Consider the following 17,534-nt stretch of genomic DNA (forward strand, 5'->3'; position numbering starts at 1 on the left):
CGCCGGCGGTGGCCACCGCTCTTACCCTTCCAGGGTCTCGCGCACCACGGCAGCGCCCGGTGCCTTGCCCCTGAAGACGCTCAGGCGCCGGCCGCCGGCCCGCTTGGCGGCGTACATGGCCAGGTCCGCATGGTGCAGTAGCGTGGCGGCGTTAGTGCCGTCGCGGGGGTACTGGGCGATGCCGATGCTGGCGCCCAGGTTCCAGCACCTGCCATGGAGCATCACCGGACGCACCGCGGCCGCCAGCAGCCTGCGGGCGGCCGCGGCTGCTTCGCGGCTGCCGCAATGGGGCAGTACCGCTGCGAATTCGTCGCCCCCGATGCGGGCCACGATGTCGGCCCTGCGCGAGGCTCCCTGGAGCCGCTGCGCCACCTCGCGCAGCAGGTCGTCACCGGCCCGATGGCCCAACTGGTCATTCACCTGCTTGAACCGGTCCAGATCGATGAAGGCGATCGCCAGCGAGTGGCCCTCCCGGCGCGCCTCGCGGATCAGGCGCTCCGTGGCCTCCAGCAGGAATGCCCGGTTGGGCAGCCCGGTGACGGCATCCTGGTAGGCCAGCCGGCGGAAGCTCTGCTGCGTGCGCTCGCGCTCCAGCAGCAGGGCGCACAGCTGTGCTCCTGCCTCCAGTGCGTGCAGGGGCAGACCGTCGCAGCCCAGGGCACTCCGGCCATGCAGCGTGAAGGCGCCCAGGAGTCGGCCGTCACGCCCCAGGACCGGGGCCGACCAGCAGGCCGTGAAGCCCCGCGCCGCCAGCGGCTCCCGCCAGGGTGCCCAGCGCGGGTCCGCGGCGACGTCCGCACAGGCCGCCGAGGCGGACCGCCAGGCGGCCGCGCCGTAGGTGTCCCCGTCCCGTCCGGCGGGCTGGCCATCGATGTGCGCGGCCAGCATGTCCTCCAGCCGGGGGGCCGCCAGGCACCTAAGGCGGTTCTGGACGTCCAGTTCCAGCACCGACACGGCGACGCCCGGCAGCATGGCCTCGATGTCCTCGCACAGGCCGGCGGCGATTTCAGGCAGCGGCAGATCGTGCGCCATCGCGTCGAGAACCCGGTGCTGCAGCCGTTCGCGCACCTTCATGGACGTGATGTCGGTCAGCATGACGGTCAGCAGCCCGGCCGCCGGCTGAAGCACCGCCTGCACCCAGAGCGGCGAGCCGTCTGCGGGATGCAGCAGCGTTTCGCAGCGGTAGCCGGACGCCGCCGCGGGCAGGGTGCCCCCGAGCAGCAACCGGTGCAGGTGCGCGTCGGAAGGGGGCCGGGCCAGCAGGTCCGCCATCCGTTGCCCGGGCAGGGATTCGGCCGGCCTTCCCAGCAGCAGGCCGGTGCCGCCGCTGGCGCACGTGAACCGGCCCTGCGTATCCAGGGCGAAGACCGCACCGCCGCCATGGCCCACGCCGCGCAGCAGCGCCGGCCAGGGGGCGTCAGGACACGGCAGGGGCCGGGCCTCGCTTCCGGGAGGGCCAGCCGCCGGTGCAGCAGCGGATTCCATTTTTGCGATGTCTTCCATGCTGCGCTCGCCTCCCACGAGAGTCGTGCCGTCGTGCGTGCGGATCGGCTACTATTGTCAGCAATTGGTATGAAATCATCATAGCAAATGGTTCCATCCGGCATGCTAACTTGGATTGATGGACGAGCGTCGGATTCAGGAGCAGCGGCGGGCACGGCTCGCCGATGCCGTGCGCCGTCTGTCGGAAGGCAACGTGGCGGCTTTCGGGCGCCTGCTGGGCTATCGTGGTGGCGCCTTCGTGCGCCAGATGCTCTGCGGCAACCGTGCCGTGTCGGACAAGACGGTGCGCCACATCGAGTCCCTGCGGGGCATGCATGCCTGGTTCTCGCAGCCGCCGGCAGCGCCCGGCACCCGGGAATCCTCCGTCGCTTACGACTTCGACGCAGGACCTGAGATGTACGAGCTCTTCCCGGTCTCCCTGCATTTGCGGCCCGGCATCGCGGACTACGCGATCTGGCCCGACGAGACCGACGAGGATGCCCCCATCACCTTCCACCGCCACTGGCTGGAGCGGCGCGGCTACATTCCCCAGTGCCTGCTGGCCATCCGCGTGCGCGGCTGCGGCATGGAGCCTTCCATCCAGGCAGGCGACATCGTGGTCGTGAACACGTCCGACACCACGCTGCGCGACGGGCATGTCTTCGCCATCAACGGTTTCGGCGAAGTGCTGCTGCGGCGCGTCCAGCGCGATGGCGGGCGCTGGTGGCTCTCGTGCGACAACCCCGACCAGGCCCGCTATCCACGCAGGGCCTGGGCAGAGCCGGACTGCATTCCCATCGGCCGGCTGGTGTTCAAGCAAAGCGAGTCCATCTGAGGCTCCCGCGGCTGCCTGCCGCGGCCTTCGGACGGGCAATGCCCGCATCGCGCCTAAAATCCCGCGAACCCCTCCCCCGCGAAAACGCCGGCGGCCGCCAGCGCGGCCCGGTCCCCTTTTTTTCCATGCAAGACAAATACACCCCCGCCGAGGTCGAGCGCGCAGCGCACAGCCACTGGAACGCCCGAGATGCCTACCGCGTGACCGAAGACGCCGGCGAGAAGAAGTTCTATGCCTGCTCCATGCTGCCTTATCCCAGCGGCAAGCTGCACATGGGGCACGTGCGCAACTACACGATCAACGACATGCTCACGCGCTACCTGCGCATGAACGGCCACAACGTGCTGATGCCCATGGGCTGGGACGCCTTCGGACTGCCGGCGGAGAACGCGGCGCTCAAGAACGGCGTGCCGCCCGCGCAGTGGACCTACGACAACATCGCCTACATGAAGAAGCAGATGCAGGCGATGGGTCTGGCCATCGACTGGTCGCGCGAGGTCGCCACCTGCGACCCGGACTACTACCGGTGGAACCAGTGGCTTTTCCTCAAGATGCTGGAGAAGGGCATCGCCTACCGCAAGACCCAGGTCGTCAACTGGGACCCTGTGGACCAGACCGTGCTGGCCAACGAGCAGGTCATCGACGGCCGCGGCTGGCGCACCGGCGCCCCGGTCGAGAAGCGCGAGATCCCGGGCTACTACCTGAAGATCACCGACTACGCCCAGGAACTGCTGGACCACGTGCAGGTGGGCAACCCGAATGCCACGCTCACCGGCTGGCCCGACAAGGTGCGCCTGATGCAGGAGAACTGGATCGGCAAGAGCGAGGGCGTGCGTTTCGCCTTCACGCACGACATCCGCGGGGAGGACGGCCAGCCCGTCGGCGGTGGCCGCATGTACGTGTTCACCACGCGTGCCGACACCATCATGGGCGTCACCTTCTGCGCCGTGGCGCCCGAGCATCCGCTGGCGGCCCATGCCGCTCGCTCCAACCCCGAGGTCGCCGCGTTCATCGAGGAATGCAAGACCGGCGGCACCACCGAGGCCGAACTGGCCACGCAGGAGAAGAAGGGCGTGCGCACGGGCCTGACCGTGATCCATCCGCTCACGGACGAGCCGGTGGAGGTCTGGGTGGGCAACTACGTGCTCATGGGCTACGGCGACGGCGCCGTCATGGGAGTGCCCGCCCACGACGAGCGCGATTTCGCCTTCGCGCTCAAGTACGGCATCGAGATCAAGCAGGTGGTGCTCGTCGATGGCGAGACCTTCGACTACCACCGCTGGCAGGACTGGTACGGCGACAAGCAGAACGGCGTCACCATCAATTCCGACAACTTCAGCGGCCTGTCGTATCAGGAGGCCGTCTCCGCCGTGGCGCACGCGCTGCAGGAAAAGGGGCTGGGAGAGAAAAAGACCACTTGGCGCCTGCGCGACTGGGGCGTCTCCCGCCAGCGCTACTGGGGCACGCCGATTCCGATCATCCACTGCGACGAGCACGGCGCGGTGCCGGTGCCCGAGAAGGACCTGCCCGTGGTTCTGCCGCAGGACTGCATCCCGGACGGCTCGGGCAACCCGCTGCACAGGCACGAGGGCTTCCACGCCGGCGTGACCTGTCCGGTCTGCGGCAAGGCGGCGCGGCGCGAGACGGACACCATGGACACCTTCGTGGATTCCTCGTGGTACTTCATGCGCTACTGCGACCCGAAGAACGCGGACGCCATGGTGGCCGGCGGCGCCGACTACTGGATGCCCATGGACCAGTACATCGGCGGCATCGAGCATGCCATCCTGCACCTGCTCTACGCGCGCTTCTGGACCAAGGTCATGCGGGACCTGGGCCTGGTGAAGGTGGACGAACCCTTCACCAAGCTGCTCACGCAGGGCATGGTGCTCAACCACATCTACTCGCGCCGCACCGACAAGGGCGGCAAGGAGTATTTCTGGCCGCACGACGTGGAGCACATCCAGGACGAGGGCGGCAAGATCACCGGAGCCCGCCTGAAGAACCCGGTGGGCGACCTGCCCGCCGGCACGCCGATCGACTACGAGGGCGTGGGCACCATGTCCAAGTCCAAGAACAACGGCGTCGATCCGCAGGAACTGATCGAGAAGTACGGCGCCGACACGGCGCGCCTCTACACCATGTTCACCGCGCCGCCCGAGGCCACGCTGGAGTGGAACGACGCCGCCGTCGAGGGCAGCTACCGCTTCCTGCGCCGCGTGTGGAATTTCGGCGTGAAGCTCACGGGCATCGATGCCGCTGCCACCGAGGCAGCCATCCACGGCGCCCAGAGCCTGCAGGACGTGCAGTTCGGCAAGGAGGCCAAGGCGCTGCGGCTGGAGATCCATACCGTGCTCAAGCAGGTGGACTACGACTACCAGCGCATGCAGTACAACACCGTGGTCTCCGGCGCGATGAAGATGCTCAACGCCCTGGAGGACTTCAAGTCCACGGACGCGCCCGGCGGCCTGGTCGCGCTCATCGAAGGCTTCGGCATCCTGCTGCGCGTGCTCTATCCCGCCACGCCCCACGTCGCCCACGGCCTCTGGAGCGGACTGGGCTATGCGAGCACCCTGGGAGACCTCCTGGACGCACCGTGGCCCCAGGTGGATGCCGGCGCGCTGGTGCAGGACGAGATCGAACTGGTGCTGCAGATCAACGGCAAGCTGCGTGGCGCGATCCGCGTGCCGTCCGGTGCGGACAAGGCCGAGATCGAGCGCATCGCCCTGGCGAGCGAGGATTTCCAGAAGCACGCCGCCGGCGCCGCACCCAAGAAGGTCGTGGTCGTGCCGGGCCGGCTGGTCAACGTGGTCGTCTGAGCGATCGCCCGCCGCCCCTGAAACACTGCATCGGAGAGCCCGCTTCATGCTGAAGAGCAAACGCTCGTTCCTGACCCTGCTGGCCGCAGCCCCCCTGGGGGCCAGCCTCACGGCCTGTGGCTTCCACCTGCGCCGCGCGCCGGAGTTCCAGTTCCGCACCCTCTACATCCAGGCCGGTGCCGGCTCGGCCCTGGGCCGTGAACTCGAGCGCACCCTCAAGGGCTCGGGCGGCAACCTCACGGTGCTGCGCGATCCCGCCGACCTGCCCAGGGCCGACGCCGTGTTCGAACTGCTGTCCGAGCAGCGCGAACGCGTGGTGGTGGGCTACAACGCGTCCGGCCAGGTGCGTGAACTGCAGCTGCGCCTGCGCATCCGCTTCAGGCTGCGCAACCAGCAGGGCACGGAGCTGATCGCTCCGACGGAGCTCTTGCAGCAACGCGACGTGAGCTACAACGAGAGCATCGCCCTGGCCAAGGAAGCCGAAGAGGCGCTGCTCTATCGCAACATGCAGACCGACCTCGTGCAGCAACTGCTGCGGCGCCTGGCCGCCGCGCGCCCGCAATGAGGATGGTCTGGCCGGCCCCGGGCGGGCCCGGTGGTGCATCGCCATGCAGATTGCGCTGAACCAGCTGGGTGCGCACCTCCAGAAAGGGGTGCGCCCGCTCTATGTGATCCACGGCGATGAGCCGCTGCTGCAGCAGGAGGCCGCGGATGCCATCCGTGCCGTCGCGCGCGGGCAGGGCTATACCGAGCGCAGCAGCCACACGGTGGCCGGTGCGCACTTCGACTGGAGCTCGGTGCTGGCTGCGGGCGGCTCGCTGTCGCTTTTCGCGGACAAGCAGATCGTGGAAATCCGCATTCCCTCGGGCAAGCCGGGAAAGGACGGCGGCGCAGCCCTGCAGCAGATCGCCGCGGCTGCCGCAGGCAACGAGGGCACGTTGACGCTCGTCATGCTGCCGCGGCTGGACAAGGCCACGCGCACCGGCGCCTGGTTCTCGGCCCTGGACCGCGAGGGCGTGAGCGTGCAGATCGACCCGGTGGAGCGCGGCGCACTGCCGCAGTGGATCGCGCAGCGGCTGGCGGCGCAGGGCCAGCGCGTGGCCCCGGGGGAGGAGGGCCAGCGCACGCTGCAGTTCTTCGCCGACCGGGTGGAGGGCAACCTGCTGGCCGCCCACCAGGAGATCCAGAAGCTCGCCCTGCTGCACCCGCCCGGCGAGCTCTCCTGGAGCCAGGTAGAGGCCGCCGTACTCAACGTGGCACGCTACGACGTCTTCAAGCTTTCCGAGGCCGTGCTGTCCGGCCAGGTGGCGCGCATGCAGCGCATGCTCGACGGCCTGCAGGCCGAAGGCGAGGCCGAGGTACTGGTCCACTGGACCCTCGCCGAGGACATCCGCTCCCTGAAACGCGTGAAGGATGCGGTGAATGCCGGCAAGCCACTGCCCATGGCCCTGCGCGAAAACCGCGTCTGGGGGACGAAGGAGCGGCTCTTCGAGCGCATCGTTCCCCGTTTTTCCGACGCCGCCGCCTCGCGCCTGCTGCAGTCTGCCCACATCGTGGATGGCATCGTCAAGGGCCTCAAGGTGCCCGACTGGCCTGTCGATGGCTGGCAGGCACTGCACCGGCTGGCGCTGCAGCTGTGCAAGGCTGTCAGGTGAACACCCCTGAGTCGCCTACTGGGCGTTGACCTGGATCCGCGCCTTGTCCACCCAGGCCTGCAGGCTGTCGATCAGGCTGCCCTGGCTGAACGAGCAGCTTTCCTCCGAGAACAGCGCCGAGGATTCGAGCCGGTCCAGCAGGTCCGCCAGCACCTGGGCATAGCGCGACGGCAGGGCCTCCAGCAGCGCCGTCTGTGCGCGTGCCACCTCGCTGAAGGCGTGCGGCGCCATGCGGGCAGCGCGAAGGTCCTCCAGGGCCGTGGCGAGGGCGGTGAGCTGGGTGGCTGGCAACGGTGTGGTCGGGGTGGTCGTCATGGCGCGCGAGGGTAGCAAACCCGGGACGTACCGCCCGGCGGGGAGACCCGTGCCGGGCAGGCAGCGCAGCGATGCGTCAAAATCACGTCCATGAACGCGCAGCACATCGCCGAAACCCTCCACGCCCTCGGATCCCAGGCCAAGGCCGCCTCCGCGCTGATGGCCCGGGCGCCATCGGCCGTCAAGAACCGGGCGCTGCTGGCGCTGGCCCGCCGCCTGCGCGACAACACCGCCGCCCTGCAGGCGGACAACGCCCGCGATCTCGAGCGTGCCCGGGCTGCCGGTCTCGCCGAGCCCATGGTGGACCGGCTCAAGCTCACCCCCAAGGTCCTGGAGACCTGCGCCCTGGGTTGCGAACAGCTCGCGGCGATGGGCGATGTGATCGGCGAGATCTCCGGCATGCGCCAGCAGCCCAGCGGCATCCGCGTGGGGCAGATGCGCGTGCCGATCGGCGTCTTCGGCATGATCTACGAAAGCCGACCCAACGTGACCATCGAGGCCGCCTCGCTGAGCATCAAGAGCGGCAACGCCTGCATCCTGCGGGGAGGTTCCGAGGCCATCGATTCCAATCGCGCCCTCGCGCGCCTCGTGCAGGAGGCGCTGGAAGAGGCCGGCCTGCCCGGCGATGCCGTGCAGCTCGTGCAGACCACCGACCGCGAGGCCGTGGGGCACCTCATCGCCATGCCGCAGTACGTGGACGTCATCATCCCCCGCGGCGGCAAGGGCCTGATCGAGCGCATCAGCCGCGATGCCAAGGTGCCCGTCATCAAGCACCTGGACGGCAACTGCCACACCTACGTGGACGACCCCTGCGATGTCGCCATGGCCGTGAAGGTGGCCGACAACGCCAAGACGCAGAAGTACAGCCCGTGCAATGCCAGCGAAGGGCTGCTCGTCGCGCGTGGCGTGGCCGCTGAGTTCCTCCCGCGGATCGGCGCCGTCTATGCGGCCAAGGGCGTGGAAATGCGCGGCTGCCCGGAAGCCCTGGCCTTGCTGGCCGGCGTGCCGGGCGCCACGCTCGTGCCCGCCACCGAGCAGGACTGGTCCGAGGAATACCTCGCGCCCATCATCAGCATCAAGGTGGTGGACGGCCTGGATGAGGCGATCGGCCACATCAACCGCTACGGCAGCCACCACACCGACGCCATCCTCACGCGGGACCACACGCATGCCCAGCGCTTCCTGCGCGAAGTGGATTCGGCCAGCGTGATGGTGAATGCCAGCACCCGTTTCGCCGACGGCTTCGAATACGGCCTGGGCGCCGAGATCGGCATCAGCACCGACAAATTCCATGCGCGCGGCCCGGTGGGCATCGAGGGCCTCACCTCGCTCAAATGGGTGGTGCTCGGCGAGGGCGACATCCGCGCATGAGCGGCCCGCCGCCGGCGGACTTCCATCCCCTTCAGCCGTTCCTGCCGCATGAAGATCATCATCCTGGGCGCGGGCCGCGTGGGCGAGAGCGTGGCCGACAGCCTGGTGTCGGAGAGGAACGACATCACCGTCATCGACACGGATGCCCGGCGTCTGCGAGACCTGGAGTCGCGCTTCGACCTGCGCGGCGTCGTCGGCAGCGGCATCGACCCTGAAGTGCTGGCCGAGGCCGGAGCCGCGGATACCGACCTGCTCATCGCCTGCGCCGCGCTCGACGAGACCAACCTGGTCTGCTGCAAGATCGCCCAGCTGCTCTTCAATGTGCCCACGCGCATCGCCCGCGTCCGCTCCTCGGGCTTCGGCACCGGCGACGAACGGGGCCGCACCCTGCTCGGCAAGGAGGGCTTCGCGGTGGACCGCATCATCTGCCCGGAAGAGTCCCTGACGCGCTACATCGGCAAGCTCGTGCAGTACCCCGAGGCCCTGCAGGTGCGTGAATTCGCGGGCGGGCGGGCGTGCCTGACTTCCGTACGGGCGCGGGCCGGCGCGCCGGTCGTGGGCATGCGCATCGCCGACATGCGTGCCAGTGCTCCCGATGTCGCCATGCGCGTGGTCGCGATTTACCGCCGTTTTTCGGAAGAGCCCGACCGGTTCGTGGCCTGCGACGGCACCACCCGCATCGAGGCCGGTGACGAAGTCTTCGTGCTCGCTGCCCGTGAGCAGGTCCCGCGGGTGCTCGCTGCGCTGCACCCGCGCGGCGGTGTGCCGCCGCGGCCGGTGCGCCGCGTCATGATCGCAGGCGGCGGCCGGGTGGGGCTGCGGCTCGCGCGCCAGTTGGCGGAGCAAGGCGGCTTCCACATCAAGATCCTGGAAGCGAATGCCGATCGCTGCACGGAACTGGCCTCGGTGCTGCCCGCGGAAGTGCTCGTGCTGCATGGGGATGCCACCGACGAAGACCTGCTCGGCGACGAGTGCATCGAAGAGGTGGACCTTTTCCTCGCCCTCACCGACGACGACGAGGACAACATCATGGCCTGCCTGCTCGCCAAGCGCATGGGTGCGAGCCGGGTGCTGGCGCTCATCAACCGCCGCTCCTACGCCGACCTGATGCACGGCACGCAGATCGACATCGCGCTCTCTCCGGCACAGGCCATGCTGGGAGAACTGCTCGCCTACGTGCGCCGTGGCGACGTCCAGGCGGTCCACAGCCTGCGCCGGGGCGTTGCCGAGGCGCTGGAGATCGTCGCCCGCGGAGACCGCAAAAGCTCGCGCGTGGTCGGCCGACGCGTCAGCGAACTGCACCTGCCGCACGACGTGCACATGGGCCTCATCGTGCGCGGGCTCGCCGAGCACGCCACGGCCGACGCGGGCGAGGGCGCGTCGGTGCCCGCCGGCGAGCCCGAGGTCATCATCCCGCACAGCCACACGGTGGTCGAGAGCGGCGACCATGTCGTCTTCTTCCTTCCGAACAAGCGGCTGGTGCGCGAGGTGGAGAAGGCCTTCCGCGTGAGCGCGACGTTTTTCTGACCGCGCATGTCCGTGCCTTTCACCCTTTCCGAGGCCCTGCCGGACCTGCTGCCGGTCCTGCGCGTGTTCGGCGCGCTGCTCGCGATGTTCTCCTGGGCAATGGCCGTACCACTGGGCGCCTCGATGTGGGCCGGTGAGGGCCTGTGGCCTGTCTATGCCGTCGGCCTGGGTTTCACCCTCGCGTGCGGCGCTGCGCTGTGGTTCGGGCTGCGCCGGCACGCGCGTGAACTGCAGCCCCGCCACGGGATCATGCTCGTGTCGCTGGTCTGGCTGGTCCTTCCCCTGTTCGCATCCCTGCCGCTCATGGCGGCGCTGCATGCCATCGGCCGCCCCATCGGCTTCACGCATGCCTACTTCGAAGCCGTCTCCGGGCTCACCACCACGGGCGCGACGGTGCTGTCCGGACTCGACTCCCTGCCCCTGTCGGTCAACATCTGGCGCACCTTCATGCAATGGATCGGCGGCATGGGCATCCTGATCCTGGCTGTCGCAGTACTGCCGCTGCTCGGCGTGGGCGGCAGCCAGCTCTTCAAGGCCGAAGCCGCCGGGCCCGTCAAGGACACCAAGCTCACTCCCCGCATGACCCAGACGGCCAAGGGCCTCTGGGGCGTGTACGTCGTGTTCTCCCTGGCGTGCGCGCTTGCGTTCTGGGCCGGCGGCATGGCGGTTCCGGATGCACTGATGCACATGTTCGCCACGGTGAGCCTCGGAGGGCTGTCGCCCTACGATGCGAGCTTCGGCCAATTCCACTCGCCCCTGCTGGAAGCGATCGCCGTCGTCTTCATGGTGCTGGCCAGCTGCAACTTCGCGCTGTACTTCGTCGCCCTGCGCAAAGGTCACTGGCGTACCTGCTGGCGCGATCCCGAATTGCGCGCCACCGTGTGCACCCTGCTCGGCAGCGGCCTTTTCGTGGCCCTGCTGCTCTGGTTCAAAGGCATCTACGGGCCCCTCGATGCGCTGCGGCACGGAGTGTTCCACACCGTGTCCGTGGCCACCACCACCGGCTTCGCCACCACGGATTACCTCGGATGGCCGGTGTTCGCCCCCGTCTTCCTGCTCATGCTGTCCGGCGTGGCGACCAGCGCCGGCTCCACGGGCGGGGGCATCAAGATGGTCCGGGTGCTCATCCTGCTGCAGCAGGCGCGCCGAGAGATGACGCGGCTCGTGCATCCGCGCGCGGTGCAGCCCGTGCGCCTGGGGTCCGCGGTGGTCGAGAACCGGATGATCTTCGCCGTGCTGGCCTACATGCTGATGTACGGTGCCACCATCACCGTGCTCAGCATGGTCCTGCTGCTCACCGACCTGGACGTGGTCACCGCCGTTAGCGCAGTGATCGCCAGCGTCCACTGTACCGGCCCGGGCCTGGGACTCATCGGCCCTGCTGCCAACTACGCCGTGCTCACCGACTTCCAGCTCTGGGTCTGCACGCTCGCCATGCTGCTCGGCCGGCTGGAAATCCTCAGTTTCATGGCGCTGCTCACGCCCGCTTTCTGGCGGCGCTGACCCGGCGGAACTCCGCGGCGGAAAAGGCTTGCGAACCCGGCGCGCGCCCCCAAATCCCTACAATCGACTCCACTTTCGGCGCAATGCCGTCTTCGCCGCTTTCCGAGGGTACCCATGGTTCCGCATCTCATCACCGCCCTCACGGGGCCGATCAACGAGCTAGAACAGCGCATCCTCGACGCCATGCCCGCGATCGAGCGCTGGTTCCGGCTCGAGTGGATGGAGCACACCCCCCCCTTCTATACCTCGGTGGACATCCGCAACGCCGGCTTCAAGCTCGCGCCCGTGGACACCAACCTCTTCCCTGGAGGATGGAACAACCTCACGGCCGAGATGCTGCCGCTGGCCGTGCAGGCGGCCATGGCCGCGATCGAGAAGATCTGCCCCGAGGCGCGCAACCTCCTCATCGTCCCGGAAAACCACAGCCGCAACACGTTCTACCTCGCGAACGTGATCCAGCTGCAGCGCATCTTCAACATGGCCGGGCTCAATGTGCGCGTGGGCTCCATCAGCCCCGAGATCAAGAAGCCGACCACCGTCACGCTGCCCAACGGCGAATCGGTCACGCTGGAGCCGGTCGTGCGAGACAAGGGCCGCCTGGGCCTCAAGAACTTCGACCCGTGCACCATCCTGCTCAACAATGACCTGTCCGCCGGCCCTCCCGGCATCCTGGAGGAGCTGCACGAGCAGTACCTGCTGCCGCCCCTGCATGCCGGCTGGACCGTGCGCCGCAAGAGCCGCCACTTCCAGAGCTACGAGGAGGTGTCCAAGCGCTTCGGCAAGCTCCTGGGCATCGACCCCTGGCTCATCCACCCGCTCTTCAGCCACTGCGAAGGGCTGGATTTCAGCGAAGGTGCGGGCGTGGAGGCCCTGCGCTCCGCCGTGGATGCCCAGCTGATCAAGGTCCGGCGCAAGTACAAGGAATACGGCATCAATGAGAAGCCGTTCGTCATCGTCAAGGCCGACAACGGCACCTACGGCATGGGCGTCATGACCGTGCGCGACGCCAAGGACATCGACGCGCTCAACCGCAAGACACGCAACAAGATGGCCATCGTCAAGGACGGCCAGCCGGTGACCGACGTCATCATCCAGGAAGGCGTGCTGACCCGCGAGCGCGTGCACGAAGCCGTGGCCGAACCCGTCGTGTACATGATGGACCGCTACGTGGTCGGAGGCTTCTACCGCATGCATGCCGAGCGCGGCGTGGACGAGAACCTCAACGCGCCCGGGGCGAGCTTCGTGCCGCTCGCCTTCGAGCAAAGCACCCATCTGCCCCAGCCCGGCGCCCGGCCCGGCGCCAGTGCGCCCAACCGGTTCTACATGTATGGCGTGATCGCCCGGCTGGCCATGCTGGCGGCCAGCTACGAACTTGAGGCGACCAACCCCGAGGCCGAGATCTACGAGTAAGCCTCTGCGCGGCGCCGCTGCCGGCCCGCTTAGTTGCTGCCCTGCAACATGGAGCGGTCCGCCGGGGTGCTTTCCCCGCTCCTTGTCACAATAGCGGTCCCCAAATACCGGAACCCCATCCGGCACGGTGCCGGAGGGGCCCTGCAGTGCAACGCTCCAAATCCTCGCTTGCGGCGCTCACCATCGGCGCCATCGGCGTCGTGTATGGCGACATCGGCACCAGCGTGCTGTATGCCGTCAAGGAAGTCTTCGGCTCCGGCCACGTGGCCTTCACGCCCCAGAACGTCTATGGCGTGCTGTCCATCCTTTTCTGGACGCTTACCACCATCGTCTCGCTGAAGTACGTCGTGCTTGTCCTGCGGGCGGACAACCATGGCGAGGGCGGGCTCATCGCCATGCTGGCCCTGGCTTCCCAGGCCGTGAAGGACAAGCCGAAGCTGCGCTCTGCGCTGCTGGGCATCGGCGTCTTCGGAACCTCCCTGTTCTATGGCGACGGAGTCATCACGCCCGCCATATCCGTGCTTTCGGCGGTGGAAGGGCTGGAGGTCGTTTCGCCGCACTTCGGGCGGGCCGTCATCCCTCTCACGCTCGTCGTGCTGTTCTGCCTGTTCGCCGTGCAAAAGCGCGGCACCGGTGGCATCGGGCGCTATTTCGGGCCGGTGACGCTCGTGTGGTTCACCTCCATCGCGGCCCTCGGCGTGCCGCACATCATGGGGCACCCGGAAATCCTGGGGGCACTGAGCCCGCACCACGCGCTCGGCTTCATCTGGCGCAATCCGGGAACGAGCTTCATCATCCTCGGCGCCGTGGTCCTCTGCGTGACGGGCGCCGAAGCCCTCTATGCCGATCTCGGGCACTTCGGAAAGGAACCGATCCGCCTGGCATGGTTCAGCGTAGCCATGCCCGCCCTCACCATCAACTATTTCGGGCAGGGAGCGCTCCTGCTCGCCGAGCCGGAAGCCGTCAAGAACCCCTTCTACATGATGGCCCCCGACTGGGCGCTCATCCCGCTCGTGATCATGGCCACCATGGCCACCGTCATCGCCTCCCAGGCCCTGATCACCGGAGCGTTCAGCGTGACCAAGCAGGTGATCCAGCTGGGCTACCTGCCGCGGCTGAACATCCTGCACACCAGCGTGCGCGATACCGGACAGATCTATATACCGTTCGTCAACTGGGCACTGTTCCTCGCCATCGTGCTGGCCGTGGTCATGTTCCGTTCCAGCAGCAACCTCGCGGCCGCCTACGGCATCGCCGTCACGCTGGACATGCTCATCACCACCGTGCTCACCTTCTTCGTCATCCGCTATGGCTGGAGGTACCCCCTGGCGCTGTGCATCGGGGCCACGGGCTTCTTCTTCCTCGTGGATCTCGCCTTCTTCAGCTCCAACCTGCTCAAGCTGCTGCAGGGCGGCTGGTTCCCGCTGATGATCGGCTCCATCGTCTTCATGCTCATGATGACCTGGAAGCGCGGCCGCGAACTCCTGAACGAGAAGCTGCGTGCCGACGCCATCGACCTGAGGGATTTCCTCACGGCCGTATTCGTCAGCCCGCCCACTCGGGTTGACGGCACGGCCGTCTTCCTGACGGCGGAGCCGGGGGCGGTGCCGAACGCGCTGCTCCACAATCTCAAGCACAACAAGGTCCTGCACCAGCAGAACCTGTTCGTCACCGTCCGCAACCACGAAGTCCCCTGGATCGGCCTCGACAAGCGCCTGCAGGTGGAAGCCCTCGGGGGCGACTGCTGGCAGGTCATGGTGCACTACGGCTTCAAGAACGACCCCGACCTTCCGGGCGCGCTGGCGCTCATGCGCGGGCGGGGATGCGAACTGGAATCGATGACCACCAGCTACTTCCTTTCCCGGGACGTGGTCACCCCGACGATCGGCAGCGGCATGGCGCCCTGGCGGGAGAAACTCTTCGCGCAGATGCACCACAACGCGAGCGGTGCCGCGGGCTTCCTCAACCTGCCCAGCAATTCCGTGGTGGAGCTGGGCTCCAAGATCGAGATCTGAAAAGAAGGGGCAGCCCCGGGCGTCACGGGGCCATCCTCGTGGAGAGGGGGGCGCGTTCACGCAGAGTGACAGAATCCTGCCCCTCATGCGTTCCTTTCTCAGAGATATCAGCCTCTCCGCTGCCGTGGCGGGATTCGTCGCGGTACTGGTGGGATTCACCAGTTCGGTCACCCTCGTCTTCCAGGCTGCCCAGGCCTTCGGCGCCACGCCGGCCCAGATCACCTCCTGGATGTGGGCCCTGGGGCTGGGCATGGGGCTGTGCTCCCTGGTGCCTTCGCTGCTGTTGCGCCAGCCGGTGATGGTCGCATGGTCCACCCCTGGCGCCGCGGTGCTGGCGTCGGCGGGGCTGGCAGGCGGTTATTCCATGGGAGAGGCGGTCGGCTCCTTCATGCTGTGCGCCATGCTCATCACCCTGGCTGGCGCCACGGGCTGGTTCGAGCGCGCCATGCACCGCATCCCGGCGGAGATCGCCTCCGCACTCCTGGCCGGCGTGCTGGTGCGTTTCGGCATGCAGGCCTTCGCGGCTGCCCAGACCGCACTGCCGCTGGTCCTGCTGATGCTCTTGAGCTACCTCGTCGCTCGCCGGCTGGTGCCGCGCTATGCCATCGTGCTCACCCTGGCTGCCGCCATCGCGTTCACGGCCGCGCGGGGCCAGATATCCCTGGCGGCCGTTCATCTCGCCCGGGCCGTCCCGGTCTTTACGGCCCCGGAATTCACCGTGGCCGCAGCCATTGGGCTGGCGCTGCCGCTTTTCGTGGTCACCATGGCATCGCAGAATCTTCCGGGAGTGGCCGTCATCCGGGCTTCCGGCTACCCGCTGCCGGTGTCCCGCCTCCTGGCCATGACCGGGCTGGCCACCCTGGCGCTGGCGCCTTTCGGTGCCTATGCCCTGAACTTCAGCGCCATCACTGCCGCCATGTGCATGGGGCCGGAGGCGCATGAGGACCGATCGCGTCGCTATACGGCCGCCGTGGCCTGCGGTGCACTGTATGTTGTCATCGGGCTGTTTGGTGCGGTGGTGACCGGGCTGCTGACCGCATTTCCGCGCGAGCTGGTGGTCGCCATTGCCGGCCTGGCACTGCTCGGAACCATCGGTTCCGGTCTGTCCACCGCCTTGCGCGACGATACGCACCGGGAAGCTGCGCTCATCACCTTCCTGGTCACCTTGAGCGGTGTCGTGATCGCTGGTGTGGGCTCCGCCTTCTGGGGCGTGGTCGCCGGCGTGCTCACCCTATTTGTGCAACAGTACGGACGCCGCACCCGCGGCGCATGACGACTCCTACCGAGCCAGACGAGACCATGAACACTCTTTTCGTTGCCGATCCTGTCGAACACTTCAAAATCTACAAGGACACCACGTTCTCGATGATGCGGGAGGCCCAGCGCCGGGGGCATGTGGTGAGCGTGTGCGAGCCCGGCCACATCCGCTGGGAGCAGGGCAGCAAGGTGACGGCGCGTGTACGCGACCTCCACCTGACGGGTGACGCGCAGGCCTGGTTCACCGTGGCAGGTGAGCGCGAGGCCGAGCTGTCCGGATTCGGCGCCGTGCTCATGCGCAAGGATCCTCCGTTTGACAGCGAGTACTTCTATGCCACCCATCTCCTCGAACAGGCAGAGCGGGAGGGGGCGAGGGTCTTTAACAAGCCCCGCGCGCTGCGCGACCATCCCGAGAAGCTGGCCATCATGGAGTTTCCCGAGCTGATCGGCCCTACGCTCGTGACACGGGCTGCCAGCGACATCCGGCGCTTCCATGCGGAACATGGGGACATCATCCTCAAGCCGCTGGACGGGATGGGTGGCATGGGCATCTTCCGGGTCAAGGCCGACGGACTCAACCTGGGCAGCATCATCGAAACCCTCAACCACGACGGCGCGCAGACCATCATGGTGCAGAAGTTCCTTCCCGAGATATCCGAAGGAGACAAGCGGGTCCTCATCATTGGTGGCGAGCCCGTGCCCTATTGCCTAGCACGCATTCCCCAGGGATCGGAAGTGCGCGGCAATCTCGCGGCTGGCGGCAAAGGCGTGGCCCGCCCGCTCACGCCCCGCGATGTCGAGATCGGCCGCCGGCTCGGTCCCGTTCTGCTGGAGCGCGGTATGCTGCTCGCGGGTGTGGATGTCATCGGCGACTGCGTCACCGAAATCAACGTGACGAGCCCCACCTGTTTCCAGGAGATCTTCGACCAGACGGGATGCGACGTCCCGGCCCTGTTTGTCGACGCGCTGGAAAAAGAATTGAAATTGCGCTGACAGCGTTTTTTTGTTGCTATACTAGCGGGCTTCGCTACTGAAGATTGCTGTGAGTCCTGAGGGGTTTGCGGTGGATGTAGGTAGCGAGGGTGGCGGAAGAGAAAAGTTTTGCTGAGAGTTGCGCTGGTGATAAAAGCTGGTGTAGAATTCGAGGCTTCGCTGATCTGAGGTGCTGCAAGAGATTGCGGTGGTTGAGGTTGGTGGGTGGTTGGAAGCTGAAAGGCAAATAACCACAGAGTTTGACAGGACTTTAAAAAACCTGTTAGAATTCAAGGCTCCGCTGATTGCAGCGAGTCGAGAAGAAAAGAGAAAATCTGATCTTCTGGTTCCTTAAAAATATACAGCCGATAAG

General features: G+C 67.3%; 13 protein-coding genes. 11 read left to right on the forward strand and 2 right to left on the reverse strand.

Translation table 11 applies throughout. The features are described 5' to 3' along the window. Positions 1-21 precede the first annotated feature (21 nt). Complete coding sequence (locus BLR05_RS06975; protein ID WP_092833168.1) at positions 22-1,503, reverse strand: diguanylate cyclase domain-containing protein; 1,482 nt, start codon at positions 1,501-1,503, stop codon at positions 22-24. A 118-nt stretch (positions 1,504-1,621) separates the two neighbouring features. Here BLR05_RS06975 and BLR05_RS06980 point away from each other — a divergent pair, with 118 nt between their 5' ends. From BLR05_RS06980 to holA, 4 genes are all read left to right on the forward strand, one after another. Further along, complete coding sequence (locus BLR05_RS06980; RefSeq protein ID WP_092833075.1) at positions 1,622-2,317, forward strand: S24 family peptidase; 696 nt, start codon at positions 1,622-1,624, stop codon at positions 2,315-2,317. Between the two features lie 125 nt (positions 2,318-2,442). Next, entirely contained in the window at positions 2,443-5,136 is a 2,694-nt protein-coding gene (gene leuS / locus BLR05_RS06985; RefSeq protein WP_092833076.1) for a leucine--tRNA ligase, read from the forward strand. A 46-nt stretch (positions 5,137-5,182) separates the two neighbouring features. Then, entirely contained in the window at positions 5,183-5,701 is a 519-nt protein-coding gene (locus BLR05_RS06990) for an LPS-assembly lipoprotein LptE (RefSeq protein ID WP_092833077.1), read from the forward strand. Between the two features lie 43 nt (positions 5,702-5,744). Beyond that, entirely contained in the window at positions 5,745-6,791 is a 1,047-nt protein-coding gene (gene holA, locus BLR05_RS06995; RefSeq protein WP_092833078.1) for a DNA polymerase III subunit delta, read from the forward strand. A 15-nt stretch (positions 6,792-6,806) separates the two neighbouring features. Here holA and BLR05_RS07000 read toward each other — a convergent pair whose 3' ends face one another. Beyond that, entirely contained in the window at positions 6,807-7,106 is a 300-nt protein-coding gene (locus BLR05_RS07000) for a hypothetical protein (protein ID WP_192883816.1), read from the reverse strand. A 90-nt stretch (positions 7,107-7,196) separates the two neighbouring features. Here BLR05_RS07000 and BLR05_RS07005 point away from each other — a divergent pair, with 90 nt between their 5' ends. From BLR05_RS07005 to gshB, 7 genes are all read left to right on the forward strand, one after another. Then, entirely contained in the window at positions 7,197-8,477 is a 1,281-nt protein-coding gene (locus BLR05_RS07005; protein WP_092833079.1) for a glutamate-5-semialdehyde dehydrogenase, read from the forward strand. Positions 8,478-8,525: 48 nt separating this feature from the next. After that, positions 8,526-10,004 carry a Trk system potassium transporter TrkA gene (gene trkA, locus BLR05_RS07010; protein WP_092833081.1) on the forward strand — a complete coding sequence of 493 codons (1,479 nt, stop codon included), beginning with the start codon at positions 8,526-8,528 and terminating at the stop codon, positions 10,002-10,004. Between the two features lie 36 nt (positions 10,005-10,040). Continuing rightward, positions 10,041-11,507: a TrkH family potassium uptake protein gene (locus BLR05_RS07015; protein ID WP_092833172.1), complete on the forward strand. Its 1,467-nt coding sequence runs from the start codon at positions 10,041-10,043 to the stop codon at positions 11,505-11,507. A gap of 114 nt (positions 11,508-11,621) precedes the next feature. Next, on the forward strand, positions 11,622-12,917 hold the full coding sequence (gene gshA / locus BLR05_RS07020) for a glutamate--cysteine ligase (RefSeq protein WP_092833083.1): 1,296 nt from the start codon (positions 11,622-11,624) through the stop codon (positions 12,915-12,917). 146 nt (positions 12,918-13,063) lie between these two features. Then, positions 13,064-14,932 carry a potassium transporter Kup gene (locus tag BLR05_RS07025; RefSeq protein ID WP_092833086.1) on the forward strand — a complete coding sequence of 623 codons (1,869 nt, stop codon included), beginning with the start codon at positions 13,064-13,066 and terminating at the stop codon, positions 14,930-14,932. Positions 14,933-15,017: 85 nt separating this feature from the next. After that, positions 15,018-16,205: a benzoate/H(+) symporter BenE family transporter gene (locus BLR05_RS07030; protein ID WP_092833088.1), complete on the forward strand. Its 1,188-nt coding sequence runs from the start codon at positions 15,018-15,020 to the stop codon at positions 16,203-16,205. Between the two features lie 26 nt (positions 16,206-16,231). Then, entirely contained in the window at positions 16,232-17,182 is a 951-nt protein-coding gene (gene gshB / locus BLR05_RS07035; protein WP_092833091.1) for a glutathione synthase, read from the forward strand. Positions 17,183-17,534: the final 352 nt, after the last annotated feature.

The sequence above is a fragment of the Paracidovorax cattleyae genome (assembly GCF_900104515.1).
Lineage (GTDB): Bacteria > Pseudomonadota > Gammaproteobacteria > Burkholderiales > Burkholderiaceae_C > Paracidovorax > Paracidovorax cattleyae.